Source organism: Thalassospira sp. CA1 (assembly GCF_059052855.1).
The window spans coordinates 260,022-284,588 of record NZ_JBZCIA010000004.1; the positions used below are offsets into that span (position 1 = coordinate 260,022).

Below are 24,567 nucleotides of genomic sequence, written 5' to 3' on the forward strand. Positions count from 1 at the left end.
GTTTAGACGTTGAATTTGAAGTGGAAGATATCGCCGTCCTTGACGATATAGGTCTTGCCTTCCTGACGTAGCTTGCCAGCATCGCGCGCCCCCGCTTCACCGTTAAATTCGATGAAATCGTCATAGGCGATGGTTTCGGCCTTAATGAAGCCGCGCTCGAAATCGGTGTGAATGACACCGGCCGCGTTCGGGGCGGTTGCGCCCTTGAACACCGTCCATGCGCGTGCCTCTTTCGGACCTACCGTAAAGAAGGTCAGAAGGTTCAGCAGCTTGTAGCCTTCGCGGATGATGCGCGCGAGGCCGGTTTCCGAAAGACCAAGACCTTCAAGGAATTCTTTCTTGTCTTCAGCACTATCAAGCAGGGCAACTTCGGCCTCGATGGCAGCAGAAATCACCACCGAACGTGCACCCTGTGCTTCGGCCATGGCGGCAACCTTGGCCGAAAGTTCGTTGCCTTCCGCCGCACTGTCTTCATCGACGTTGCAAACATAAAGGATCGGCTTGCTTGTCAAAAGCTGCAGCATACGGAACGCCTTGGCTTCGTCTTCGCCGTCAATTTCGACCACGCGGGCCGGCTTGCCTTCACGCAGCACTTCAAGCGCGCGCTCGATCAGATCCATCGCCAGCTTGGCGTCCTTGTCGTTCGAACGCGCCTTTTTCTGCAGACCCGGAATACGTTTTTCCAGGCTTTCCATGTCGGCAAGCATCAGTTCGGTTTCGATGGTTTCCGCATCACGGACCGGATCGACCGAGTTGTCGACATGGGTGATGTCGTCATCTTCAAAACAACGCAGCACGTGAACGATGGCATCGGTTTCGCGAATATTGGCAAGGAACTGGTTGCCAAGGCCCTCGCCCTTCGATGCACCACGCACCAGACCGGCAATATCGACAAATTCCAACTGGGTCGGAATGATGTTGGCCGAATTTGCGATCGCCGCGATCTTGTCAAGGCGCTCGTCCGGGACGCTGACACGACCGGTATTGGGCTCAATCGTGCAGAACGGGAAGTTTGCTGCCTCGGCTGCTGCCGTCTGGGTCAGGGCGTTAAAAAGGGTCGATTTACCAACGTTGGGCAGACCGACAATACCGCATTTGAATCCCATCTTTCCGGGCTCCGTCACTTGAATTTCTGTTTATCAGGATCGGTTTGCGCATGTGCAAACCAGACTATTTCTTTTTGCCAAATGCCTTGGCAAGCGCTTCGGCCATGGCCGAGGCTGCATTACTTACCGGGGTATCGGCGCGCTCAAGCCGCACCTTTGCCGCCCCTGAAAGATCATTGATGCCGTCACCTGCCTGCGGCTCGGTTGATGCATCTTTGTTTTTCTCGCCCTTTTCGCCCTTGGACTTGTCAGCAGCCGGTTTGTCCTTTTTCGGCGCCTTTGGCTTGGGCGGTGAAACGATGGCGGAAACCTTGCTCATAAAGCCGCCATCATCGCCCTTGATCAGGCGTCCGAATTCCGCGGCCACCGCATCCAGAAGCGTCATCAGCCAGCCATCCTGTTCGGCCTTGGAGAAATCCCCAAGCACATGACCATGCACGCGGGATTTTTCCCCCGGATGACCAATGCCCAAACGAACGCGGCGATATTCCTTGCCACAATGGGCGTCAATCGATCGCAAACCGTTATGGCCGCCATGGCCGCCGCCGCGTTTGACGCGCAGCTTGCCCGGTGGCAGGTCCAGCTCATCATGCAGGACAATAACGTCTTCGACCGGAATCTTGTAAAAGCGCAGCACTTCGCCAACGCTTTGCCCCGAAAGGTTCATGAAGGTTTCCGGTTTCAGAACCAGAACCTTTTGGCCGTTCAATTCACCTTCGGAAATCTGGCCCTGGAACTTTTTGCGCCAGGGACCAAAAGAATAGCGGCGGACGAGTTCGTCCGCCGCCATGAAGCCAATGTTGTGACGATTGGCGGCATATCCCGATCCCGGGTTTCCCAATCCAACCACCAGAAACATCGTAAGACCTCGATCTTATTCTTCGGTCGCTGCTTCTTCTTCGCCTTCTTCGTCAGAAGATTCGTTCTCTTCCGAACGCAGAGCAGACGGCGCAGCAACGGTTGCGACCGTGAAGTCACGATCGGTAATCGTAAGCTCGACACCTTTCGGCAGTTTGATCGCCGAAATGTGGATCGAGTCACCAACTTCAACACCGGTCAGGTCAAAGACCAGCTCTTCCGGAATTGCAGACGGTGCGCAAAGAACTTCGACGTCGTGACGAACGATGTTCAGAACACCGCCTTTTTTGAGGCCCGGGGATTTCTCTTCGTTTTCGAAGCGAACCGGAACTTCAACGTTGATCGTCTGGCCTTTGGAGAAGCGCAGGAAGTCAACGTGCAGAATTTCGTCAGATACTTTGTCGAACTGAACGTCGCGCGGCAGAACTTCGTATTTCTCTTTGCCAACCTGAACGGTCAGAACGTGGGAATAGAAGCCCGGCGCATGCAGAAGTTTCCAAAGCGGACGCGGGTCAACCTGGAACAGAACAGCTTCCTGTTTTGCACCATAGATAACACCAGGGACCATACCGGCACGACGCACGGCACGGGCGGCCCCCTTTCCGGCCCGTTCACGGATTTCCGCAGTGATAACAGAATTTGCCATCGGAAAATCTCCTTGAACTAAAAGTAGTTTGTCCCCGCAGGTTGGTGAGAATCACCGCTGAAAGCCTGCGAAAACAAGTGCGGTGGCCTCCAGGGGTGCCACCGCAGCGAGGGCCTTATACCCTCAATCGAAAAGAACGGAAACAGATTTTTCTTCCGAAATGCGACGGATGGCTTCTGCCATCAGCGGTGCAATCGGAAGCTGTCTGATTTTTCCACAATCACGCACCGCATCGGATGCCTTGATCGAGTCACTGGTCACAACTTCGGTCATCGGGGAGTTGGCAATACGCTCAACCGCCGGACCCGACAGAACACCATGCGAAACATAGGCCGCAACCGACGATGCACCGCGTTCTTTCAGCGCACCGGCCGCATTGCAAAGCGTGCCAGCAGAATCAACGATGTCATCGACCAGGATGCATGCCGCGTCCTTAACATCACCAATGACGTTCATGACTTCGGAAACACCGGCCTGCGGACGACGTTTGTCGATGATGGCAAGTTCGGCATCCAGACGTTTTGCAACCGAACGTGCACGGGCCACACCGCCAACGTCCGGGCTGACGATGACCAGTTTCTGACCGTCAAACTTGTTGCGGATGTCGCTGGTCAGAACCGGCGATGCGAACAGGTTATCAAGCGGAATATCAAAGAAGCCCTGAATCTGACCGGCATGGAGATCCATGGTCAGAACGCGGTCTGCACCGGCAACCGTGATCAGGTTGGCAACCAGTTTCGCCGAAATCGGGGTACGGGGGCCCGATTTACGGTCCTGACGGGCATAGCCGAAATACGGCATCACAGCCGTGATACGACGTGCCGAACCGCGGCGCAGCGCATCAAGCATCACCAGCAGTTCCATCAGGTTGTCGTTTGCGGGATAAGAGGTGCTCTGAATGACAAAAACGTCCTCACCGCGGACGTTTTCCTGTATTTCGCACCAGATTTCCTCATCAGAGAAACGCTTAACATCTGCACGGGTAAGCGGCAGATTAAGATGGTCAGCAATTGCCTCAGCCAACGGGCGGTTACTGTTACCAGCGAGGATCTTCATATCGGGGCCTCGGTTAATGGGTGCCGGGAAAGCGAATAACTAAATCTTTTGCGACTCCGACCCGAACAGATAGCCGTCCCTAGCCTTTTGTTGCCCTTGCCGCCCAACAGCCCGGAAACTGGGAATTTCCCGACCAATCAACGACGCCTTCACGACACTCAAAGACCAAATCCTGACACTTCTGCATACCGGCAGATCGCGGCGGCTTTATAACCAGCCGTTAACAGTCTGTAAATGGGCCCAATGCCGAATAACGACAAGGCAGTCATGCATGTCCGGCCAATCGGCCTCTGGCATCACCGATAACAACGGCAATCAACGCGCCAAAGCTGTCCTGTTATCCGGACGCAGTTGAAGCTTCTTGCTGGTTGCGATCTGTCCCAGAACACCTTCAAGGGTTTCAACCGCCGCCTGGGCTGCAAGGGACGCCACCGACCCCCATCTTTCATCAAGCTGGCCGCGCGGCACGACATTGTTCTGGTTCATCTGGCCCAGTTCCGTGCCATCGACTTCCATGATGATCCATTCAATCGATACGCGATCAAGCGGTGTGGTGGTTTCTTCCTTCACCGGACTGACATCAATGGTGGCAGACAGGATGACACTGTTTTCATCCATCTCGCGGTTATCCACCGTGATCCCTCGTGCCTTCAATAATGCCCCGGCTGACCGTGCAAGGGCTGTATTGCCATCGCCCGGCGCCCCAGCAAAATCAATCAGGGCGACCTTCATAAGCGGCGCTGCCCGCAACGAAGACCGATCACCGGTAATCATGAAGGCAATCTGATCGGCGGGTTGCGCGACCAGCCCTTCATAGGTTTTCGCTACCGGGTCGTCGGCCTTGCCTTCAAGTTCGCGGACCTTATCAACCAGCTCCTTCGGGATGGCGAGGTTGCTTTCCTCGGGCCCGGTGGGTTGATCGGCAAACCACTGATCGGCGGCCAGTTCGCCAGTCGACCGGGTAGTATCAATCGCAAGCCCGTCCGGGCGCATCAGAACCCAGGTGATATCAAGATCGGCACCGGTATCACTCAGGCTGGCCTGAACATTCGGACGCAGGATGTAATCGCCGCCAGTCTCAGATTCGCTATAGGCCGGAATATCACGCAGACGAAGGGCACGCGCCATCGCGCGCGCCAGATGGGCAGACGCCCCTTCGGGCAGATCTTCGGTATTTTCCACGCGCACGGTGCCGGTATCACGCAGCTCAAGCAATGCCGGATCCCCGGCCCGACCTGCCCCCTCGAACGGGCGCGGCAAATCGCCACAGGCCGCAAGCAATCCAGCCAGACCAATAACCAAAACAACAGAACGCAGGAAAGACTTCATAGGGGCACTTCTAAAACGGGATTTACGCCATCACATGATGACGCAACCAACCATGGTCGCGATGATCATAAAGAAAAAAGCATTATCAGATGTGGCATGGCATATCCCCCGGGGTCCCTACGCCTCTGTCAACATGATCGCCGAAAGCTGCCGACCGTAATCGGGCTCCTTGCGAAGCGTCGTGCGGCGATAACTGTAAAAAAGCTCTTCCTCGGCCAACGTATCGCGCGCCACAAGCTCAACCGAGGCAACCCCGGTGGCAATCGTCCGGCGCCGGACATATTCCGGCAGATCAAACATGAAATGCCCGTCGCGCGACGACGGATCAAACAGGTCTTCCTGGCCTTCCGGTCCGGCAAGGATGGTATCGCGGAACGTGCCATCAACTTCATAGGATTTGCGCGCAATGCACGGCCCAACAGCGGCGTGAATGTTTTCGCGCTTGGCACCCAGTTTTTCCATCGCATCCACCGTGCTGGCCGATACCCCGCCATGCGATCCGCGCCAGCCGGAATGACAGGCCCCGATCACACCGGCAACCGGATCATGAAACAGAACCGGCGTGCAATCAGCAGTCAGAATACCCAGCATGATGTTCGGGCGATCTGTGACCATCGCGTCGGCCTTTGGCGCCTCATTACGCGACAGCGGTTTATCCAGAACGGCCACATCAATGCCATGCACCTGATACACCGTGGTCAGACGATCAGGGCTGGTATCAAACACGGATGCGGCACGGGCCCGGTTTTCCGACACGCGGTCCTTGTCGTCATCGGATCCGAAACCGACATTCAGCCCGCCATGGATACCATCACTGACCCCGCCCTTGCGGCTCAGGAAGCCGTGGCGCAGGCCGTCCTTGTCCGACAGGTTCCCGGCTTCAAACCAGGTCAGCCCGTTGCTGCTGCGTTCGATCCCGTTGGTAACCTGGCTGATCGGATGTGTCATGCTGGCCTGCTCCGTTCCCAAAACCGTTCCGGTCGCAATCAATTTAGCCCGCCACGCCACTGACGCAAGGCGGCGGGGTGGTATCGCGACCATACGCGATCAGAACTTTAAAAAGCGTTCCCATCTGACCGGCATCAATCAACCGCGACAACGCCTGATCAATCGCAGTTTTCTGGGCATCATCGGCACTGGTTTTCAAATGCTCGGCCCGCTGTTCAATGCCCAGCATCCGCAAAAACGTCCCTTGGGTTAGAACCGCACCGGTACGCGCACCCGCCTCGTTCATCGCCCGCCCGATGGCGGCAAAATCAACATGCGCGGTCAGATCGGCATCGCCCGGATCGCTCAGAACCGGGCGATATTCATGGCCCTTGAGCGCCTGGAACGTATCGCCAAACGCGCTGCCGGGATGGCCGTAATCAATAAACAGCGCCCCACCACCCGTTTCATTCAGGCGTCGTGCAATTTGATCGGCAATGGCAATGGCTGGTGCACAGCTTTCAAAGATATCACCCTTCTTCGCAGCCCCGCGCATGGTGACCGGGATCAGCGCATCCGTGATCGGCGTTTCAGCACCTCGGACAAAACCAAGTTCGCCGGTTTTGGCATCAAGCCCGACCAAACGCTCGGCCCAGCCTTTCTCGCCGCGCTCGAATTGCCGGATAGGCAGCGCGTCAAAGAACTCGTTGCCGATCACTATCGCCGGGACGTTGGCGCGGGTCGGAATGTCATCAAACGTTTCATGCCAAGTGGCGGGAATGCCGTACGCCATGATCGATGTTTGTTGATGGGTGCGCAAAACCGGGCTGGTTTCGACAAACCGCACGGTCAATGCATCGCCAATGCCCGGCACATTGCGCACAGCCCGCAGCGCATCTGACATCAATGTTCCGCGCCCCGGCCCCAATTCGATCAGATCGATTTTCGGCGGACTGCCCATCTGTTGCCAAGTCACTGCGGCCCAAAGGCCGATCAACTCGCCAAACATCTGGCTGACTTCCGGTGCGGTGATGAAATCACCGGCGCGCCCGAACGGGTCCTGCTTGCGGTAATAGCCGTGCTCGGGATGGGCCAGTGCCTCGGTCATGAAATCGGCAATGGTGATCGGGCCCGATACATTGATCCGGCGTTTGATATGGGCCAAAAGCGGGCTGTCGGTCGCAGAACTCATAATTACGCGTTTTCGGCTTCTTTGGGGTGAATGCGGGTTTCAATCGGTTTGGATTTCAGCGCATAGACAATGCAGCCAATCCCGGCCAGCACCATCGGGATCGACAGAACCTGCCCCATGGTAATGCCCCCGGCAAGGTAACCAAGCTGTGCATCGGGCTGGCGGAAGAATTCGACAATAATCCGCGAAATGCCGTAACCCGCGACAAACGTCCCGCCAAGGATCCCCGGACGATGGCGCACGAATGCTTTGCGCGACAGGATAAACAGCACAACAAACAGGATCAGACCTTCAAGGGCTGCTTCATAAAGCTGGCTTGGATGGCGCGGCTCCGGCCCACCATTGGGGAATACAAAGCCCCACGCAACGTCAGTGGTGCGGCCATAAAGCTCGCCATTGATGAAGTTGGCGATCCGGCCAAAGAACAAACCAATCGGGGTCGCCACTGCGGCGGCATCCAGCACGGCAAGAATGGAAATATTGCGCTTTCTGGCAAACAGAATGATCGCAACAATCACGCCCATGAACCCGCCATGGAACGCCATACCGCCCTGCCAGACTTTCAGGATATTGGCCGGGTTATCCAGATAGTAATCCAGATTGTAAAACAGGATGTAACCCAACCGCCCGCCAAGGATCACGCCCAGCGTTGCCCAGAACAGCAAATCATCAACATCGCGTTTGCTCATGATGTTGGGCGTTTTGGTGCAATAATACACCACATATTTCCAGCCCAGCAGCAGACCGGCAATATAAGCCAGCGCATACCAGCGAATGGCAATCGGGCCGATGGAAATCGCAATCGGGTCTATCGCCGGAAAGGCAAGGCTCAGCATCTGGAATACTCCGGATCAGCAGGTTGGGTGTTTATCGGCGAGGTGTTTGCTCTGAGGTCGCAAAGGAGTTGGGCAGCATCATGGCAAACCCACCCCGAACCATGCAGGCGACACTCAGCGGAACGGATCCTCGGTCGCAAGATAATCCTGCACATAGGACCGCACGCCTTCTTCAAGCGATGTCATTTCCTTGCCATACCCCGCTTCGCGCAGCTTGGTCATATTGGCTTCGGTGAAATACTGGTACTTGTCGCGGATCGATTCAGGTGTCGGCACGAACTTGATATCGGGCTCCTTGCCCATGGCGCTAAACACTGCCAGTGCCAGATCCTTGAAGCTGCGCGCCTTGCCGGTGCCAATATTGAAAAGGTCGCTGACCTGCGGGTTGTCATAAAGCCACATGATGATGTCGACCACATCACCGACCCAGACGAAGTCACGCAGCTGGCCGCCATCTTCATAATCGGGATGATGCGATTTAAACAGGGTCGCTGTCTCGCCGTTTGAAAGCTTGTCAAACAGCTGCGACACCACGGACCGCATTCCGCCCTTGTGGTATTCGTTCGGGCCATAGACGTTAAAGAACTTAAGCCCCGCCCACTGTTTTGGACGGAAACCGTTCTGATCGAGAATACGGCGGAACCGGCGATCAGTGGCATGCTTGGACCAGCCATAGGCATTGAGCGGGGCCAGCTTTGCCAGATCGGCATCATCAAAGCTGTCATCAAAGCCCTGCTTGCCATCGCCGTATGTTGCCGCCGACGATGCATAGATCAGGCGCGATGAATGGCGCGAACACCATTCCCACAGCCAGGCCGTCAGTTTCAGGTTGTTGACGACGATCTTGTCGGCATCGGTTTCCGTGGTCGCGGAAATCGCGCCCATATGGAAAATCGCCTCGACATTGCCGGCATGCTCTTCAAGGAAATGCGGCAGTTCATCGGGATGAACAATGTCACGCAGGTTCCGCTTGGCGATGTTTTTCCATTTGATGCCATCGCGCAGGCGATCAACGACAACGATGTCGGTTTCGCCACGCTCTTCAAGGGCAGCAACAATATTGGAACCGATAAACCCGGCACCACCAGTGACGATAAGCATTGCATTCTCCTGACGGGGCCGCCCTGCCCCGATGGGCCAAGGCGACTGATCACGTTTGTCGACACTTTATAAGACCGCCCCTGATCTGGAGCAAGAAAAGCCATGCAAAATAACGCTATCGTCACGTCCGCTTCATGACGTGCGGCTTGCCCTGAGCCGATGATGCGCCATATTATGCCCAACAACAGATTCAAAAAGCCGGAGACCACTATGCAGATCAACAACCGCATTCTCGATGACCTGACCCGTGTCACCAATTCCGCATTGGGCACCATGACCGGTGTCAAAGGCGAAGTAGATGCCATGATCCGCCAGCAGTTTGAAAAGATCCTGCTCAACATGGATCTGGTCACCCGCGAGGAATATGACGTCGTGCACGATGTTGCTGTTCGTGCTGCCGAACGCATTGATGCGCTCGAAGCCAAAATTGCCGATCTTGAAAAGCGTCTTGATGCGACTGAGCCTGCCAAGAAACCGGCCGCCAAACGCAGCACGGCCAAGGCTGCCGCCAAAACGGCGGCAAAAAAAGACGCCTGATCGGGGCAACTATCCCCATATAATTCCCATATATGCGAAATGACGCGGGCGTTTTATGCGCCTGCGCCAACATTTGCTGTCACAAGCAGGGCCGCTTGACGGTCGATCAAATGGACCGGGCAAACAGGCCGGGTGCCAATGATCCGAATATTCATTGCTGTCCTGCGCGCAGCAGCGGTTGAAACAAAGCGTTCACCGGCATATAGTGCGCGCCCTTTCGCACATGCTTGAACAGGCTGGGTATTAATGAACGACCAAATGGAAGATATCGGCGACATCGGCGATGAAAACCCGCTGATCCTGGTCGAGGATATCGCCCGCACCAACCAGTGGCATCTGGAACGCCGCAGCTCGGACGAGATTGTGGTCGAAATTCCGGCCCACTGGTGCACCTATCTGGTCTATTTCACCTGGCGTGAAGATGCCGAGGCGCTTCATATCGCGTGCTGCTTTGATCTGTTCGTGCCCGAACCGCTGCGCCCGCGCATCTACGAACTGGTTGCCAAATGTAACGAGCAACTCTGGATCGGGCATTTCGGTCTGTGGCTGGAAGAAAACATGCCGCTGTTCCGCCATACCCTTCTGTTTGGCGGCGATGTCCCGCCGATGGTCGAACAGTTCGAGGAACTGATCGATATCGCCCTTTCGGAATGCGAACGTTTCTTCCCGGCATTTAACTTTGTGCTTGGCCAGGGGAAAACCCCGGACGAAGCCTTGATGCACGCGATGCTCGAACCTGCCGGTCAGGCTTAATAAGAAAACCTCTGATAAGCTTGCATTGAAAAGGACGGCCTCATCGCCGTCCTTTGTCATTTTCGGCTGATTTTTTTTGGGCCTTTGCCGCCAGACGCCAATTCAATACAAATCCTGCAAACCGGCTTTCCGAACCGCCTTTCACAACAGAAAATTCTGCAAAGCCCCCCCTTCTCAGCCAAAGCATCCTAATCAAGGCTAACAGCCTGCAAACACGGACTGTTTGCACGCCCCTCTTGCCCTCTGCGCTGACTTGACCCACCTTGAGAAGATCGCTACGGCATTGCATCATGTGCGTTGATCCCCCACGATCAACCAAACCCGATGGATAAAGCGGAGCAGAATTTATGAATACGCGTCTTTTGCTGGTTGGCTGTGGCAAGATGGGCAGTGCCATGCTCGAAGGCTGGCTGGCCCGCGGGCTTCAGGCATCGAACGTCTTTATCGTTGAACAGAGCGAAACGGCTGAAAAGCTCGAAGCGCAATACGGCATCAATGGCGTTCCCGATATTGACCACATTCGCGAAGACTTCATTCCGCAGGTTGTCCTGTTTGCCGTCAAGCCACAGGTCCTGCCCGATCTGATTGACGCCTATAAACCGCTGGTGCGCGCCGAAACGGTCTTTTTGTCGGTCGCCGCAGGCAAAACCATCGACTTCTTCACAAGCCACCTTGGCGAACATGCCCGCATCGTGCGTGCCATGCCCAATACACCGGCTGCCGTTTCGCGCGGCATGACCGTGATGTGCCCGACCGAAAATGTCAGCATCGCCCAGCGGGATATGTGCCAGACCCTGCTTGAAGCCGTCGGCATGGTGTCCTGGATCGAAGATGAAAGCCTGATGGATGCCGTCACCGGCCTGTCGGGCAGCGGGCCTGCCTATATCTTCCATCTGGTCGAAGCCATGGCGCAGGCGGGCGAGGCTGCCGGCCTTCCGGCCGATCAGGCGATGACCCTTGCCCGCCAGACCGTGGTGGGTGCGGGCTTCCTGCTTGATGCCAGCGAAGAAAGTGCCGCCACCCTGCGTGAGAATGTCACAAGCCCCGGCGGCACCACCGCGGCCGCACTCAATGTTCTGATGGATGCGAAAACCGGCCTGCCCGATTTGATGACGCGCGCGGTTGCCGCCGCCCGTGATCGGTCCAAGGAACTGGCGGGCTAACACCGCCCGTCACCCAAGACACCCAACCCAAGGAGAACATCATGCCACCCAAAAAGGATATCCCCAATCTCCTGATCGATGCGGCCCTGAAACTGGCCGCAGAAAAGGACTGGCATGATGTCACCCTGATTGATATCGCAACCGAAGCCGGCGTTTCGGTTGCCGAATGTTACGACCATTGCAGCAGCAAGGGCGATCTTCTGCGTCGCTTTGTCAAACGCGTTGACCGCGAAGTTTTGGCCGATATCGACTCTGAGGATTTCAACGAACCCGGTCATGACCGCCTGATCGCAGTGATCATGGCGCGGTTTGATATTCTCTCTGATTACCGAACGGCCCTGCGATCGATCATCAATGCCGGCGGTGACCTTGGCCCGGCCGACGGGCTGCGGGCGATCAAGACCCATTTTGGCGCCATGCGCTGGATGCTGGAGGCCGCCGGTTTTCAAACAGCCGGCCTGCATGGCAGCATGCGAGTTGCGGGCTTGACGGCGGTTTACGCCAAGACCTTCAAACACTGGCTTGATGATGACAGCACCGATTTTGGCCCGACCATGGCCTATCTTGATCGCGAACTTTCCAAGGCCGCCAAGTGGGACCGTCAGGTTGAAAAGGGTCTTGGCAAAGCATCATCGATTTGTGGTAAAATCAAGAAACGGTGCCGGAATTTTTCGATCAAAAAATCACCGTCCCCGGGCGACAACAGCCCTGCCGATGCACCATCAGATCAGGCGACGTCAACCACGGCCAACAGCTAATTCCCTGATCTGAAACGCAAAAACCGACTATACACCTAAGGTTATGATTTTGACACAAAACAATAACCTATAAGTTTTTGTGCAGTGCAAAATAATCCTTGACGACAGGCGATCATTCCGGCATATTGCAGTTGAATTTGTGCGGCGCACAATAGCGCCTCATTGCATATCTGTCGCAAACTAATGGAGTGCAAACCATGACCGCCGCAAAAAAGGCAACCAATCCGTTCTTTGATCTCGACTTCACCAAATACACTGCGGACTTCAAAGTTCCGGGTGTAGACGTGAACGAAATGATGGCTTTCCAGCGTAAAAACGTGGAAGCCCTGACCAAAGCCAACAAGGTGGCCTTCGACGGTTTCCAGGCTGTCGCTCAGCGCCAGAGTGAGATCTTCAAAACGCTGCTGGATAAAGTTCAGACCCAGGGCAAAGATTTCGCTGCTACTTCTGCTGACGACCCGATGGCTTCGGCTGCAAAACAGACCGAAGCTGCAAAAACGGCTTACGAAGAAGCCCTTGCAAATGCCAAGGAACTGTCAGGTCTGGTAACCAAGTCCCAGGAAGAAGCGCTTGCTCTTCTGCAGACTCGCTTTACCGAATCCCTTGACGAATTCAAAGCTGCTATCGAAAAGACCGCAGCTTCGAAGTAACAGCTTTGGCTGTTAAATTCCCGTAATCTACTTGATGGCAGGGCCTTATGGTCCTGCCATTTTTCTTTTGTGGCCCCTGTCCCCAATCACGCGTTTTTGCCCAAACTCCGGAATTCATATCGCGTTGATGGTTTGGGCTTACCAGAAACATTCGATCTTACTAAGCTGACTCCAAAATAAGGAGACAGCCATGAGCACCGAAATCAGTTTTGATGATTTCCTGAAGGTCGACATTCGGGTCGGCACCGTGATCGACGCCCAGGAATTTCCCGAGGCCCGCCGCCCAGCACTTAAGCTCTGGGTCGATTTCGGGCCCGAGATCGGGACAAAGAAAACATCGGCCCAGATCACCAAACACTACACGCCCGAAAAGCTGATTGGCCGTCAGGTCGCCGGGGTGGTCAATTTCCCCAAAAAACAGGTCGGCCCCTTCATGTCAGAATTCCTCTGTCTTGGTTTTCCCGACGGGGATGACGACAAGGGCATTGTTCTGATCCGCCCGGACCAGGATGTGCCAAACGGGTCGCGCCTGTTTTAGAGCACGTAGCGTTAGGCACAAAAGAAAAGGACGGATATCGTCATTGCGATACCCGCCCTTTTCCCGCTCGTGTCACGCTCCCGGCAGGGTTAGCGTGCCAAAATGCCCGATGCTTCACGCGTTCGGCCAACAATCAGGGGAATGTCTTCCGACGCCTTGATCATGTCCTTGAACAAATTCTGGGATGTCTCGACGGACGTCTGTACGCCGCGCATCTCGCTGCTGACCTGATGGGTGATTTCTGCTTGCTGTGAAACAGCCAGCGAAACCACCGCCACCCGACTGAGCATCGCCTTAAGATCCCCCCGCACAGCTGTCGAAACACGCGCCGTTTCACCGACGCATTTTTCCAAAACTTCGATCTGCTCAATAATGGCGGGATCATCGCGTGCGCAGTCGCGCAACACATCAAGTGCCTTTTCAATCGATGCAATCGCCCCGTCACTTTCTATTGCATGATCGAATGCGTGATCGGCAACCGATCGCAGCTCGGTCATGCGTTGGGCTGTTTCATCCACACTGCTGACAAGCCGTCCGGCAACCATCGCACTGACTTCCAGATGCGCATGCGCCTGACGCCATGATGCCGCAATATCCTCGTAACGCTGATCAATCTTGCCAACGGTCTGATCAATTTCGCCGAAACCGGTTTCAAGTGTCGATTTCAAATTGGCCAGTGACGTGACCTGTTCGGTAATATCGGTGGCAAATTTGACGATCTTGCAAACTTTCCCGTCGGCCCCGTAAACCGGGCTATAACTCGCTTCAAACCAGACCTCGCGACCGTCCTTGCCAAAGCGCTTGAACTGGCAGGCCCGGTTTTTTCCCTTTGCCAGCGCTCGCCAGAATGCACGGTACTCGGCACTCGCGGCATATTCGGGATCAACAAACATGCTGTGATGTTTGCCAGCCACTTCCGACAGGCTGTAACCCATGGCGACGAGGAAATTGTAATTGGCTGTCAGGACGTTGCCCTTGGTGTCGAACTCAATCACGGCCTGACTATGTTCAATCGCATCCACTTTGCCTTGCAGGTCGGCCAAACTGTCATGACGCCAAGTGACATCAACGCCAAGCCGGACAATGCGGATGACCTTGCCATTGCGATCTTTCACCGGACCGACGGTTTCTTCAACCCACTTGCGCTCCCCGGTCTTGGTGATCCACGGCAAGATAACACTTTTGGATTTACCGGCCCGCAAATCAACCCAACACAGACCGTACTCGGCTGCCTCAACCACATCGTCCGACAGAAACATCGAATGGTGACGACCGAGAACCTCTTTTTCGTCATATCCGGTTAATGCAAGGAAATTATCGTTCACACAGATGACATTGCCCGTCAGGTCCAGCTCCGCAACAGAAAACGACGCGTCAATCAAGCCGAAGACGTCATCGAACTCATCGGCGGTTTCAACAGTTATGGATGTCAGTGAATTCATGGACAACTCCGGCATATCGCAACTACGCAAAACGGGTTCATTTGATGTGCCGACTATCGCCTGACCATGCCTGATACGACATCCCCATTTGGGGAGGGGAAATATACCTACGTATATATTTTGGCATAATCCCCACAAGCAATGCATTCACAAACAAAAAGAGGCAGAATGCAAATGCATCCTGCCTCTTTTTGTTCAATATGGTCTGAGCTCTGGTCCGGACGCCCTTAGCGCGCAAGCACCAGTGCCGCCTCTCGGGTCCGCCCGACACTGCCCGATACGATCGAGGACGCATCGCGGATAAAGTTCACGCTGCTTGCGAACTGCTCAACCGAATTTGCCATACTTTGCATGTTGCTTGAAACCTGCTGGGTCACAGCACTCTGTTCCTCGACGGCCGAGGAAATCGTGGTGACATTGTTCAGCACATCTTCAACTTCGGTCCGGATGGAACCCAGCACGCCGGCAACTTCGCCAGCAATGTTCTGGACACCTTCGATCTCGCCAGTAATCTGCTCGGTGGCCTTGGCAACCTGATTGGCCAGGTTTTTGACTTCATTGGCGACAACCGCAAAGCCTTTGCCTGCTTCGCCAGCACGGGCGGATTCAATCGTCGCGTTGAGTGCCAGCAAATTGATCTGCCCTGCAATACCTTGAATGACATCAATGATGCTGCTCATGGCGGTGACGACTTCGCTCATTTTTTCAGTTGATGCACCTGCGGCAATGGATTTTTCAAACACCTGATCGGTTGATGCGCGCGCCTCCGCCATACTGCGGGAAATCTCGGCAATAGATGCAGCAAGCTCTTCAGCCGCCGCAGCAACTGTTTGCACATTCGAAGATGTTTCTTCACAGCTCGAATGCGCAACCGTGGAACGCTGTTCAAGCTCACCCAGGCTCTGGTCAATTTCGCCAAAGTTGCTGTCGATCATCTGCTTCAGGTCGGTCAGAAGTTTGACCTGTTCTGTGATGTCGCTGGCATATTTCACCACCTTGTACGGCACGCCGTCGGCATCAAAGATCGGGTTATAGGATGCCTCGATCCAGATTTCCTTGCCACCCTTCGCAAATCGTTTGAATTGCTGGGCGGTAAAGTTGCCTTTGGCGAGTTCGCGCCAGAAATCGACGTAGTCACGGCTATTTGCATAATCAGGATCAACAAACATGCGATGATGTTTACCGACAATTTCCGAAAGCTGATAGCCCATCACCGACAGGAAGTTGTCATTGGCATCAAGGATATTGCCGTTTAGGTCAAACTCAATCACAGCCTGGCTGCGATTGATCGCATTCACCTTGCCTTCGAAATCGGCCATGGTTTCCTGACGCTTGGTGATGTCAGATGCAAATTTCACAATCTTGGTAACATTGCCCTTGCTGTCGCGCACCGGGTTATAGGTTGCCTCGATCCAGACACGTCCGCCGGTCTTGGTGATGCGCGGGAATGCGGCACTTTTGAAGAAGCCCTTGCGCAAATCAGACCAAAAGGCATCGTAATCCGGACTTTTGCGAATTTCCTCGGGCACGAACATTGCGTGGTGCTTTCCGACGATCTCGGAAAGCTCATAACCCATTACATCAAGGAAATTCTTGTTCGCGCGCAGGATCTTGCCCTGCAGATCAAATTCAATGACCGCAAGTGATTGCTCAAGCGCACCCAAAGTCATGGCAGCACTCTGGGAACCGGAACGTTTGAAAATACTGAAAAAGCCCATTTCTGTCTCCATTGACACTGCACCAGGACATTGAACAAGTTTCCAAACCTGACGCTTCATGAGCTCAAATTACGCGACTGCGAAAATTTCAAACATCCCCATTTGGGGAGGCATATATACCTACGTATACAACCTGATATAAACCCCGGATTCCGCCCAAACAAAAAGGCAGCACCCGACGGATGCTGCCTTCTGATCTCTCGGCCAAAATGTGGCTGGATGCTTATTTCTCGACGAACGCCTTTTCGATGACGAAGTGGCCCGGTTCGTTCATGTTGCCTTCCTTGCCACCCCACTCAAGAAGCATCTTGCGGGTGTCGGCAATCATCTGCGGGTTGCCGCACAGCATGAAACGGTCGTTTTCAAGTGTCGGCTTTTCCAAACCAAGGTCGTCATAAAGCTTGCCCGATTCCATCAGTTCGGTGATACGGCCCTGATGCTTGAACTCTTCGCGGGTGACGGTCGGATAATACAGAAGCTTGTTCTGAACATCTTCGCCGAAGAATTCGTTGTTCGGCAGTTCGCTGTGAATGAATTCCTGATAGGCCAGTTCGCGGACTTCGCGGCAACCATGCACCAGGATCACTTTCTCATAGCGCTCATAGGTCTCGTAATCGCGGATCACGCTCATGAACGGTGCAAGGCCCGTACCGGTCGACAGCAGCCACAGGTTCTTGCCCGGCAAAAGGTTGTCATGGATCAGGGTGCCGGTGGGTTTACGCCCAACCAGGATCTTGTCGCCAACCTTGATGTGCTGCAAACGTGATGTCAGCGGACCGTTCGGCACCTTGATCGAGAAGAATTCAAGTTCTTCATCATAATTCGCACTGACCATCGAATAGGCGCGCAAAAGCGGCTTGCCATCAACTTCGAGGCCGATCATGGCGAACTGACCATTGATGAATCGGAAGCCCGGATCACGGGTGGTCTTGAACGTGAAGAGAGTGTCAGTCCAGTGGTGGACATAGGTGACGGTTTCTTCGTTTAAATTGCTGGCCATAACGCTACATCAATCCGTTTCGTCTGTCTGAGTGTGGAACCGTGGCGGGAAACACGGAGTATATATCCCGGCACGCATTCCATGCCAAGTTGCCGCGATTTAACATCAGTCAAGCGTATATCGCAAGCAAACAATCAAAATTTATTGTCATTTTGTGTGAATTACATACTTTTATGTATATTTAGTGTGAAATACCCTTTTGCGTTCCACCCGCCCCTGGAACGAGTTGGTTCCACGCCAAACAATCTCTGTGCGGTTTGATAAGCCCGCCTGCCACTTGATGCAATGACACATCGCAATGAATGCGGGCAATGTTGGTTGGTAATCGTTCGTCTCTCACGTCTCGGTGTGCGCCGGCGTTTGGCCTTGTCGCGCAGATCAACGCTTCATAAGATCAGGCTTTACCGATAAACAAAAACAATCAGGAAGCGCCATGCCGTCGAACAAGCCTCTGACCACAGACTTCATTCCAATTCCGCTGCCCGACTATCAGGAATATGACGTGGAAGAGATGCGCGCACGCGCCAAAGGTTTTTACGACGACATCAAAACCCGCCATACCGTCCGCGATTTCTCTGACCGCCCGGTGCCGCGCGACATTATTGAAACCTGCATCCGTGCTGCGGGCACCGCACCAAACGGGGCAAACCATCAGCCTTGGCATTTCTCAGTGATTGGCGATCCGGCGATGAAACGCAAAATCCGCCTGGCGGCAGAGGAAGAAGAACGCGCGTTCTATGAAGGCCGTGCTGGCGAAGAATGGCTCGATGCCCTCAAACCGCTGGGCACAGATGACGCCAAACCGTTTCTGGAAACTGCCCCGTGGCTGATTTGCATTTTTGGAGAACGCAAAAGCACCTCGGCCGATGGCAAACTTCGCAAAAACTATTACGTGCCGGAATCCGTCTCCATCGCCACGGGCTTTCTGATTGCCGCCCTGCACCGCGCAGGCCTTGCCACCCTCACCCACACGCCAAACCCGATGAGCTTCCTGACCGATATCTGCGGTCGCCCGGATCACAACAAGCCCTACATCCTGCTGGTCACCGGCTACCCGGCGGCGAATGCCACCATCCCAGCTCACGCGACCGAGAAAAAGGACCTCTCGGAAATCGCGACCTTCTTTTGATCACCCGCACCGCTCAAACAAAAAGCCCCGCCGTTCAATGGCGGGGCTTTTGCAATTCAATGCTCAGACCTTAATGCCCGATTGGCAGAACCAACCGCACGCGAAGCCCACCGCCCGGCGCATCTTCAAGCAGGACCTCGCCACCGTGACCACGTGCGGAATCACGTGCGATGGTCATGCCAAGCCCGACGCCGCCGGTCGCCTGATTGCGCGACTCTTCAAGACGGTAAAACGGCTTGAACACCTCTTCGCGTTTGTCGGCCGGAATGCCGGGACCATCATCGTCAAAAACAATCTCGTAATCCTGTCCCCGACGCCCCGCACGCACCGACAAGTTTGTCGCATACCGCCCGGCATTGGACATGATGTTTGCGATACAGCGCTTCATCGATTGTGGGCGCAGCTCCATCTCCAGGCTGTCTTCGATATGAAGATCAATCTGCTGCCCGTCACGTAATGCCTCGCCAACCTGATCGGTCAGAAGCTTGCCAATATCTGTCAGAACCGCCTTTTCACCCTCTTCGCCGCGCGCAAATGCCAGATAGGCATCAACCATGCGTTCCATGTCGATGACATCCTGTTTCAGGGCATCGACACCGGGCGAGCTTTGCTGCATGGCCAGTTCAAGCTTCATGCGGGTTAGTGGCGTGCGCAAATCATGTGACACCCCGGCAAGCAGGGCTGTTCGTTGCGACAAATGCCGCCCGATGCGATCGCGCATCGACATAAACGACGTCGCCGCCATACGCACCTCGGCCGCGCCTTCGGGCTTGAAGTTATCCACATCTACCCCGCGCCCAAACTGATCTGCGGCCTTGGCCAGACGTCGGATCGGACGGACCTGATTGCGCATGAAGATCACCGCCACCCCATACAGGATCAAGGCAGACCCCGCGATCCACATAAAGAAGATATAGGTGGTCGAGTTATACAGGCGCTTGCGCGGGGCGATGATCGACATCACCCCGTCTTTTAGCTGTACGCGGATTTCAAGTTTGCGGTCATCAATGTCAAGGTCAAAGAAGAACGGTCGCTGCAGGCGTTCATCCAACGCGACATACAGTTCCTCGGACACCAAACCAAAGGGCGGTTCCGTAATCTGACGTTCAAGGATCGCGTCACGCTCGAAAAACAGGTCGAGCTCCATGCGCGCGCGCGCCGTGTTCTGAATCCACTCGTAATGGTCCGGATCAGGATACTGGCCCAGATAGTCGATCACGAAAACAACATCCCCGGCGAGCCCCCGGCTCAGTTGGCGGGCAACCGTGTCCCAGTGCCGTTCAAAGAAGATCAGCACGGTCACGATCTGCAAAAGCAGCATCGGCGTCATCAGGATCAGAAGCGACCGGCCCAAAAGCCCCGTCGGCATCAATGACTTGATCCGTCCGTTCTGTTCGCTACCCACGCTGCTTATCCCTGTCCGTTTTCATGGTCGCTCATTTTGCGTTCCTCAATCCGTATACAGGACATAGCCCTGACCACGTACTGTCTGCAAGTATCTTGGTTGCTTGGGGTCTTCTTCGAATTTGCGCCTAAGGCGGGTGACCTGCACATCAATGCTGCGCGACGCGCTAGGATCAATGGCATTGCCGCTGATCATGCCCTGAAGTTGCTCGCGCGATGTGGTCTGCCCGCGTCGTTTGACAAGCGCTGCCAGCAAGGCCTGCTCCGCCGTCGTCAGATAGATATGCTCGTCCCCACGTTGCAGGATCATGCGTGTCACATCAAACCGGAACGCGCCAAACGATGCCGTATTGTCAGATGCGCCCGGCGATCCTGAGTTTTCCGGTTCGGGCAGCTCGCCATAGCGCCGCAGGATTGCCTCAATGCGAAGCACCAGCTCGCGCGGCTCAAACGGTTTGGCCAGATAATCATCTACCCCGGCTTCAAGACCTGCGATGCGGTCCTCGGTCTCGGACAGTGCTGTAAGCAGCAGGATCGGAACCTTTGATCCGCTTTCGCGCAGGCTGCGCGCCAGATCAACGCCCTTTTCGCCGGGCATCAGAACGTCCAGCACGATCAGATCAAACTGCAATCCAGCAAGGCTGGCACGCGCAGTCGCAGCATCACGTGCGGCAGATACGTTAAAGCCGTTCTCGCCCAGATAGCGGGTAAGAAGGTCACGCAAACGGTCATCATCATCGACCACAAGAACATGTGGCTGATCAGCACCGGTCATCGGATTTCCCTGGGTTCAGGATCGCTGGAGAACAATTTGGCTGCAAAGTCTTTCAAAAGCGTAAGCATGACGACGTCAAAATTATGACAGATCTGACATCCGCCTCATCCGGCACGGCGGCGCAGGCCACCGGGACCGTCATCCTCGAACCGCTTGCGGTCCTTTTCATCCATCATGCCCATCATGACCTTGCGGAACCCCTCGACCGATTCTGCACCGGCCTCGCGATAGGCGGCGGCAATCAGGGCACGTTGCTGTTCGGTCAATTCGCGCTCAAGCGCCTCGCCCTTTTCAGTCAGGGTCAGCAAACGCTGACGGCGGTCCTGCACACCGGTCTTTTGTTCGATGAAACCTTCGCGCACCAATTGACCCAGCACGCGTGACAGGGACTGCTTGGTGATCTTGAGAATCGACAACAGGTCACTGACCGTAATACCGGGGTTTCGGCTCACGAAATAGATGACCCGATGGTGGGCGCGACCAAAATTATATTGCGCAAGCATCTGGTCCGCGACTTCGGTGAAATCACGGTAGGCATAGAACAGCAATTCAATGCCTTGTCTAAGCTCTTCTTCCCTCAGGAAAAGAGGGTTGACCTTGCGTGTAGAGATATCTGCCATGCTTATCCGTTATGTCAGTTATATTGACACATTAATCTATGAATGTTACCCCGACCAGACAAATAAGGACATAAAGTTACGTCCAGGAACGTTCTTGAAATGGAATTTGGCAAATGACAGCTCCGACCTTTGATAACCGTGATGGTTATATCTGGTATAATGGTGAACTTAAACCATGGCGTGAAAGCACTTTGCATGTGCTGAGCCACGCTGTCCATTACGGGAGTGCGGTTTTTGAGGGCGAACGCTCCTATAACGGCAAGGTCTTCAAGCTGGCCGAACATGGCGAACGCCTGATCAAGTCCGGCGAAATCCTGGACATGAAAATCCCCTATAGCGCTGCCGAACTCGATGACGCCGTCATCGAAACGCTGGCAGCGAACGACATTACCGATGGCTATATTCGTCGTATTGCCTGGCGCGGCAGTGAAATGATGGGCGTTTCGGCCCAGACCACGCGCATCAATGTGGCGATCGCCTGCTGGGAATGGCCAAGCTACTTCAAGCCGGAAGAACGCCTCAAAGGCATTCGTCTGGATCTGTCGAAATGGGCCCGTCCGGCACCGAACACTGCACCGACCAATGCCAAGGCTGCCGGTCTTTACATGATCTGCACCCTGTCCAAGCACGAGGCAGAGCGCAAGGGTTATGCCGATGCCCTGATGCTTGATTACCGTGGTCAGGTTGCCGAGGCGACCGGTGCCAACGTGTTCTTTATCAAGGATGGCCAGATCCATACGCCGAAGCCTGATTGCTTCCTGGATGGCATTACGCGGCGTACCGTGATTGGCCTTGCCAAGGCGCGGGGGTATGAAGTGATTGAACGCGCGATAATGCCTGAGGAAATGGAAGGCTTCGAAGAATGCTTCCTGACTGGCACCGCGGCCGAGGTCACGCCGGTGGCGGAAATCGGGCAATATACCTTCACCCCGGGTCAGGTCTGCAAGACCATGATGGAAGACTATATGGCGCTGGTGCGCGGCGAAAATACGGCTGTTGCCGCTGAATGATTTTTTTGAATAATCAGATCGATTATTCACATTTTTTGAAAAACACCCCGGATGTTTCACACCGGGGTGTTTTTTGTTGAATTTTGTCACATGGCGAAATTTTTCATTCGGTGGTGGATGACATCCTGATTGTGTGGTCACATATCCTATCGATTGCGATCACATATAACGCCACCTTTACCGGACCACCGCATGACCCCTCGCACGGGCGCAGTGAGCAAGACTGTCAAAACCAGCATCTTTGTTGCTGTGAGCCTTGTTGTATCTGCGCTGGCAGCTATTGGTAGCAGCCCGGCAAATGCCACAGACGGTCTCGACATCCGCTTTCCGGTACGCGAAAGCGAGTTTGATAGGGTTTTTTCCTGCCAGAATGACAACAATCCGGACTGCCGGTCCTGCCTTGCCAATCGCCCCGACAGTGCGTCGCTGGTGATGTATTCCATCTTGCAGGAAGCGCTGAATGCCGGGGGGCTTGCCGCCCGGGTACAGGTCGTGCCATCGCCCAATTCCGAACGCAGCCGCAAGATGGTCAGCGAAGGCTTTGCCGATATCAAATCGGACTGGGATTTTAATATCGATGCGGATCCTGAAGTCTTGAAATCACTGCCGATCCTGCGCCGGGGCGAGGTGGAGAAAGGCATATATGTCAGTCAGGACACCTTCGTGCTTAGCAGTGATACGCCTGTTTCCGATGTGCATAACATGAGTGCGGTGTCCATTCGCACCTGGCGTCTGGATTGGGAAGTGCTTGAAAGTCTGGCCCCTGCAAGCCTGACCAGTGCGGCGACCAAGGAGCAGATCTATGCGCTGATCAATGCCGGTCGGGCCGACTTTACCTTGCTGGAATTTTCCAGCGGGCCCGGCATGGTGCGCAATCTTCAGGATATCCGGCTTTATCCGATGCCCGGCGTCAAGGTGATCCTGCCCGCCAGCCAGCATTTCATGATTTCGCGCGCATTGCCGAATGCGGAAAAGATCGTTGCGGCGCTCAATACCGGGATCGATGCCCTGCACGCCAACGGGTTCATTCATCAGTGCCTGACAAATAGCGGCATCATCAATGAACAGGTCCGTGATTGGCGCATCCTGAACCCGACAGAAGATCAGCTCGCGCACCAGAGAACCATCCCGTCAAACTGAGCTTCCCCGCCCGGCCGCAAACACGCCGTATTCCTTAAAGTATGAGGATTACAAGTCGCCTGTTTTTCAGACGGATAAGCGGGATTGCCGCCCGTTGCCCGGCAGTCAAACAGACCACTGACAAGGCGGAATATAAATCCTCATACAATTTAAAAGCGCATCAGAGGCAATGCGGTGTTTCACAGCATTTTTGCGCCCGTGCCACAAAATGATCACATTGAAATCCGGAACGAAAAAACATCGCAGCCGTTGGTAAGGTGTAATGCCCGACCAATGAAAGGAGCGACATTATGCCTGCGATTGATACCGCAAAAATTCTGATTCTTGCCACCGATGGCTATGAACGGTCTGAACTGCGTGTTCCGCTTGAAAAATTGTCAAACCACGGGGCCGACGTCAAAATCGCATCCCCCAAATCTGATCCGATCAAAAGCTGGGATAAAAGCGATTGGGGCGACACGGTCGATGTCGATGTCGAAGTCAAAAATGTCGATATCAAAGAGTATGACGCGCTGGTCATCCCCGGCGGGCAGATCAACCCGGACCTGCTGCGCAATGACGAAGCGTCAGTCAGTCTGGTGCGCGAGTTTGTCGCATCGGGCAAACCGGTTGCCGCCATTTGCCATGGCCCGTGGCTTCTGATCGAGGCCGGAGCACTGCGTGATCGTCATGCAACGTCATTTGCATCAATCAAGACCGATATGCTCAATGCCGGTGCGCTGTGGCGCGACGAGGCTGTGGTCTGCGAAGACGGCATTGTGACGTCGCGTTCGCCGCAGGATCTTGATGCCTTTGTCAGCAAAATCGTCGAGGAAGTCAGCGAAGGCACCCATCACCAGCGAGCGGCATAAGATCGACCAAGATAGTCTAAGCACCCTT

General features: G+C 54.8%; 25 protein-coding genes. 10 read left to right on the plus strand and 15 right to left on the minus strand.

The window, feature by feature from the left end:
* Nucleotides 1-2 precede the first annotated feature (2 nt).
* The 9 genes from ychF to rfaD form a co-directional block, all read right to left on the minus strand.
* On the minus strand, nucleotides 3-1,106 hold the full coding sequence (gene ychF, locus AC5Q5A_RS09785; RefSeq protein WP_063088725.1) for a redox-regulated ATPase YchF: 1,104 nt from the start codon (nucleotides 1,104-1,106) through the stop codon (nucleotides 3-5).
* A 64-nt stretch (nucleotides 1,107-1,170) separates the two neighbouring features.
* Nucleotides 1,171-1,965, minus strand: a complete 795-nt coding sequence (gene pth, locus AC5Q5A_RS09790) for an aminoacyl-tRNA hydrolase (RefSeq protein ID WP_493895138.1) — start codon at nucleotides 1,963-1,965, stop codon at nucleotides 1,171-1,173.
* Nucleotides 1,966-1,980: 15 nt separating this feature from the next.
* A complete protein-coding gene (locus tag AC5Q5A_RS09795; protein ID WP_287445000.1) occupies nucleotides 1,981-2,610 on the minus strand; it encodes a 50S ribosomal protein L25/general stress protein Ctc in 630 nt (209 codons plus the stop codon).
* 123 nt (nucleotides 2,611-2,733) lie between these two features.
* Nucleotides 2,734-3,666 carry a ribose-phosphate pyrophosphokinase gene (locus AC5Q5A_RS09800; protein ID WP_063088722.1) on the minus strand — a complete coding sequence of 311 codons (933 nt, stop codon included), beginning with the start codon at nucleotides 3,664-3,666 and terminating at the stop codon, nucleotides 2,734-2,736.
* A gap of 315 nt (nucleotides 3,667-3,981) precedes the next feature.
* Entirely contained in the window at nucleotides 3,982-4,995 is a 1,014-nt protein-coding gene (locus tag AC5Q5A_RS09805) for a hypothetical protein (RefSeq protein ID WP_493895139.1), read from the minus strand.
* A 117-nt stretch (nucleotides 4,996-5,112) separates the two neighbouring features.
* Nucleotides 5,113-5,943, minus strand: coding sequence for a peptidoglycan editing factor PgeF (gene pgeF, locus AC5Q5A_RS09810; RefSeq protein WP_493895140.1), 831 nt, complete (start codon nucleotides 5,941-5,943; stop codon nucleotides 5,113-5,115).
* A gap of 43 nt (nucleotides 5,944-5,986) precedes the next feature.
* On the minus strand, nucleotides 5,987-7,114 hold the full coding sequence (locus tag AC5Q5A_RS09815) for a class I SAM-dependent methyltransferase (protein WP_493895141.1): 1,128 nt from the start codon (nucleotides 7,112-7,114) through the stop codon (nucleotides 5,987-5,989).
* A gap of 2 nt (nucleotides 7,115-7,116) precedes the next feature.
* Entirely contained in the window at nucleotides 7,117-7,950 is an 834-nt protein-coding gene (lgt, locus tag AC5Q5A_RS09820; RefSeq protein WP_174713872.1) for a prolipoprotein diacylglyceryl transferase, read from the minus strand.
* Nucleotides 7,951-8,064: 114 nt separating this feature from the next.
* Nucleotides 8,065-9,051, minus strand: a complete 987-nt coding sequence (gene rfaD / locus AC5Q5A_RS09825; RefSeq protein WP_197145818.1) for an ADP-glyceromanno-heptose 6-epimerase — start codon at nucleotides 9,049-9,051, stop codon at nucleotides 8,065-8,067.
* Between the two features lie 210 nt (nucleotides 9,052-9,261).
* Here rfaD and AC5Q5A_RS09830 point away from each other — a divergent pair, with 210 nt between their 5' ends.
* From AC5Q5A_RS09830 to AC5Q5A_RS09855, 6 genes are all read left to right on the plus strand, one after another.
* Nucleotides 9,262-9,588 carry an accessory factor UbiK family protein gene (locus AC5Q5A_RS09830; protein ID WP_493895142.1) on the plus strand — a complete coding sequence of 109 codons (327 nt, stop codon included), beginning with the start codon at nucleotides 9,262-9,264 and terminating at the stop codon, nucleotides 9,586-9,588.
* 246 nt (nucleotides 9,589-9,834) lie between these two features.
* Nucleotides 9,835-10,341: a type III secretion system chaperone family protein gene (locus AC5Q5A_RS09835; RefSeq protein WP_120224348.1), complete on the plus strand. Its 507-nt coding sequence runs from the start codon at nucleotides 9,835-9,837 to the stop codon at nucleotides 10,339-10,341.
* A gap of 347 nt (nucleotides 10,342-10,688) precedes the next feature.
* The gene (gene proC, locus AC5Q5A_RS09840; RefSeq protein ID WP_493895143.1) at nucleotides 10,689-11,504 is read left to right on the plus strand and encodes a pyrroline-5-carboxylate reductase; all 816 of its coding nucleotides are present in this window, start codon (nucleotides 10,689-10,691) and stop codon (nucleotides 11,502-11,504) included.
* Between the two features lie 41 nt (nucleotides 11,505-11,545).
* Nucleotides 11,546-12,262: a TetR family transcriptional regulator gene (locus AC5Q5A_RS09845; protein ID WP_493895144.1), complete on the plus strand. Its 717-nt coding sequence runs from the start codon at nucleotides 11,546-11,548 to the stop codon at nucleotides 12,260-12,262.
* Nucleotides 12,263-12,459: 197 nt separating this feature from the next.
* On the plus strand, nucleotides 12,460-12,912 hold the full coding sequence (locus AC5Q5A_RS09850; RefSeq protein ID WP_063088716.1) for a phasin family protein: 453 nt from the start codon (nucleotides 12,460-12,462) through the stop codon (nucleotides 12,910-12,912).
* 190 nt (nucleotides 12,913-13,102) lie between these two features.
* Entirely contained in the window at nucleotides 13,103-13,450 is a 348-nt protein-coding gene (locus tag AC5Q5A_RS09855) for a tRNA-binding protein (protein ID WP_063088715.1), read from the plus strand.
* A gap of 89 nt (nucleotides 13,451-13,539) precedes the next feature.
* On the opposite strand, the gene AC5Q5A_RS09860 is transcribed toward AC5Q5A_RS09855, so the two are convergent.
* From AC5Q5A_RS09860 to AC5Q5A_RS09870, 3 genes are all read right to left on the minus strand, one after another.
* A complete protein-coding gene (locus tag AC5Q5A_RS09860; RefSeq protein WP_493895145.1) occupies nucleotides 13,540-14,892 on the minus strand; it encodes a PAS domain-containing protein in 1,353 nt (450 codons plus the stop codon).
* A gap of 227 nt (nucleotides 14,893-15,119) precedes the next feature.
* Entirely contained in the window at nucleotides 15,120-16,610 is a 1,491-nt protein-coding gene (locus AC5Q5A_RS09865) for a methyl-accepting chemotaxis protein (RefSeq protein ID WP_493895146.1), read from the minus strand.
* Nucleotides 16,611-16,833: 223 nt separating this feature from the next.
* A complete protein-coding gene (locus tag AC5Q5A_RS09870) occupies nucleotides 16,834-17,610 on the minus strand; it encodes a ferredoxin--NADP reductase (RefSeq protein ID WP_063088712.1) in 777 nt (258 codons plus the stop codon).
* A gap of 433 nt (nucleotides 17,611-18,043) precedes the next feature.
* Here AC5Q5A_RS09870 and AC5Q5A_RS09875 point away from each other — a divergent pair, with 433 nt between their 5' ends.
* Nucleotides 18,044-18,739: a nitroreductase family protein gene (locus tag AC5Q5A_RS09875; protein ID WP_493895147.1), complete on the plus strand. Its 696-nt coding sequence runs from the start codon at nucleotides 18,044-18,046 to the stop codon at nucleotides 18,737-18,739.
* Nucleotides 18,740-18,809: 70 nt separating this feature from the next.
* On the opposite strand, the gene AC5Q5A_RS09880 is transcribed toward AC5Q5A_RS09875, so the two are convergent.
* From AC5Q5A_RS09880 to AC5Q5A_RS09890, 3 genes are all read right to left on the minus strand, one after another.
* Nucleotides 18,810-20,144 (minus strand): ATP-binding protein, encoded by a 1,335-nt coding sequence (locus AC5Q5A_RS09880; protein ID WP_286791700.1) that lies wholly within the window; start codon nucleotides 20,142-20,144, stop codon nucleotides 18,810-18,812.
* A gap of 45 nt (nucleotides 20,145-20,189) precedes the next feature.
* Entirely contained in the window at nucleotides 20,190-20,918 is a 729-nt protein-coding gene (locus AC5Q5A_RS09885) for a response regulator (RefSeq protein ID WP_493895148.1), read from the minus strand.
* A 104-nt stretch (nucleotides 20,919-21,022) separates the two neighbouring features.
* Nucleotides 21,023-21,538, minus strand: coding sequence for a MarR family winged helix-turn-helix transcriptional regulator (locus tag AC5Q5A_RS09890; protein ID WP_008889456.1), 516 nt, complete (start codon nucleotides 21,536-21,538; stop codon nucleotides 21,023-21,025).
* Between the two features lie 113 nt (nucleotides 21,539-21,651).
* Here AC5Q5A_RS09890 and AC5Q5A_RS09895 point away from each other — a divergent pair, with 113 nt between their 5' ends.
* The 3 genes from AC5Q5A_RS09895 (at nucleotide 21,652) to AC5Q5A_RS09905 (ending at nucleotide 24,539) form a co-directional block, all read left to right on the plus strand.
* Entirely contained in the window at nucleotides 21,652-22,548 is an 897-nt protein-coding gene (locus tag AC5Q5A_RS09895; protein WP_008889455.1) for a branched-chain amino acid aminotransferase, read from the plus strand.
* Nucleotides 22,549-22,740: 192 nt separating this feature from the next.
* Nucleotides 22,741-23,688, plus strand: coding sequence for a hypothetical protein (locus AC5Q5A_RS09900; RefSeq protein ID WP_493895149.1), 948 nt, complete (start codon nucleotides 22,741-22,743; stop codon nucleotides 23,686-23,688).
* 290 nt (nucleotides 23,689-23,978) lie between these two features.
* Nucleotides 23,979-24,539, plus strand: a complete 561-nt coding sequence (locus AC5Q5A_RS09905) for a DJ-1/PfpI/YhbO family deglycase/protease (protein ID WP_493895150.1) — start codon at nucleotides 23,979-23,981, stop codon at nucleotides 24,537-24,539.
* The last annotated feature ends 28 nt before the right edge of the window (nucleotides 24,540-24,567 follow it).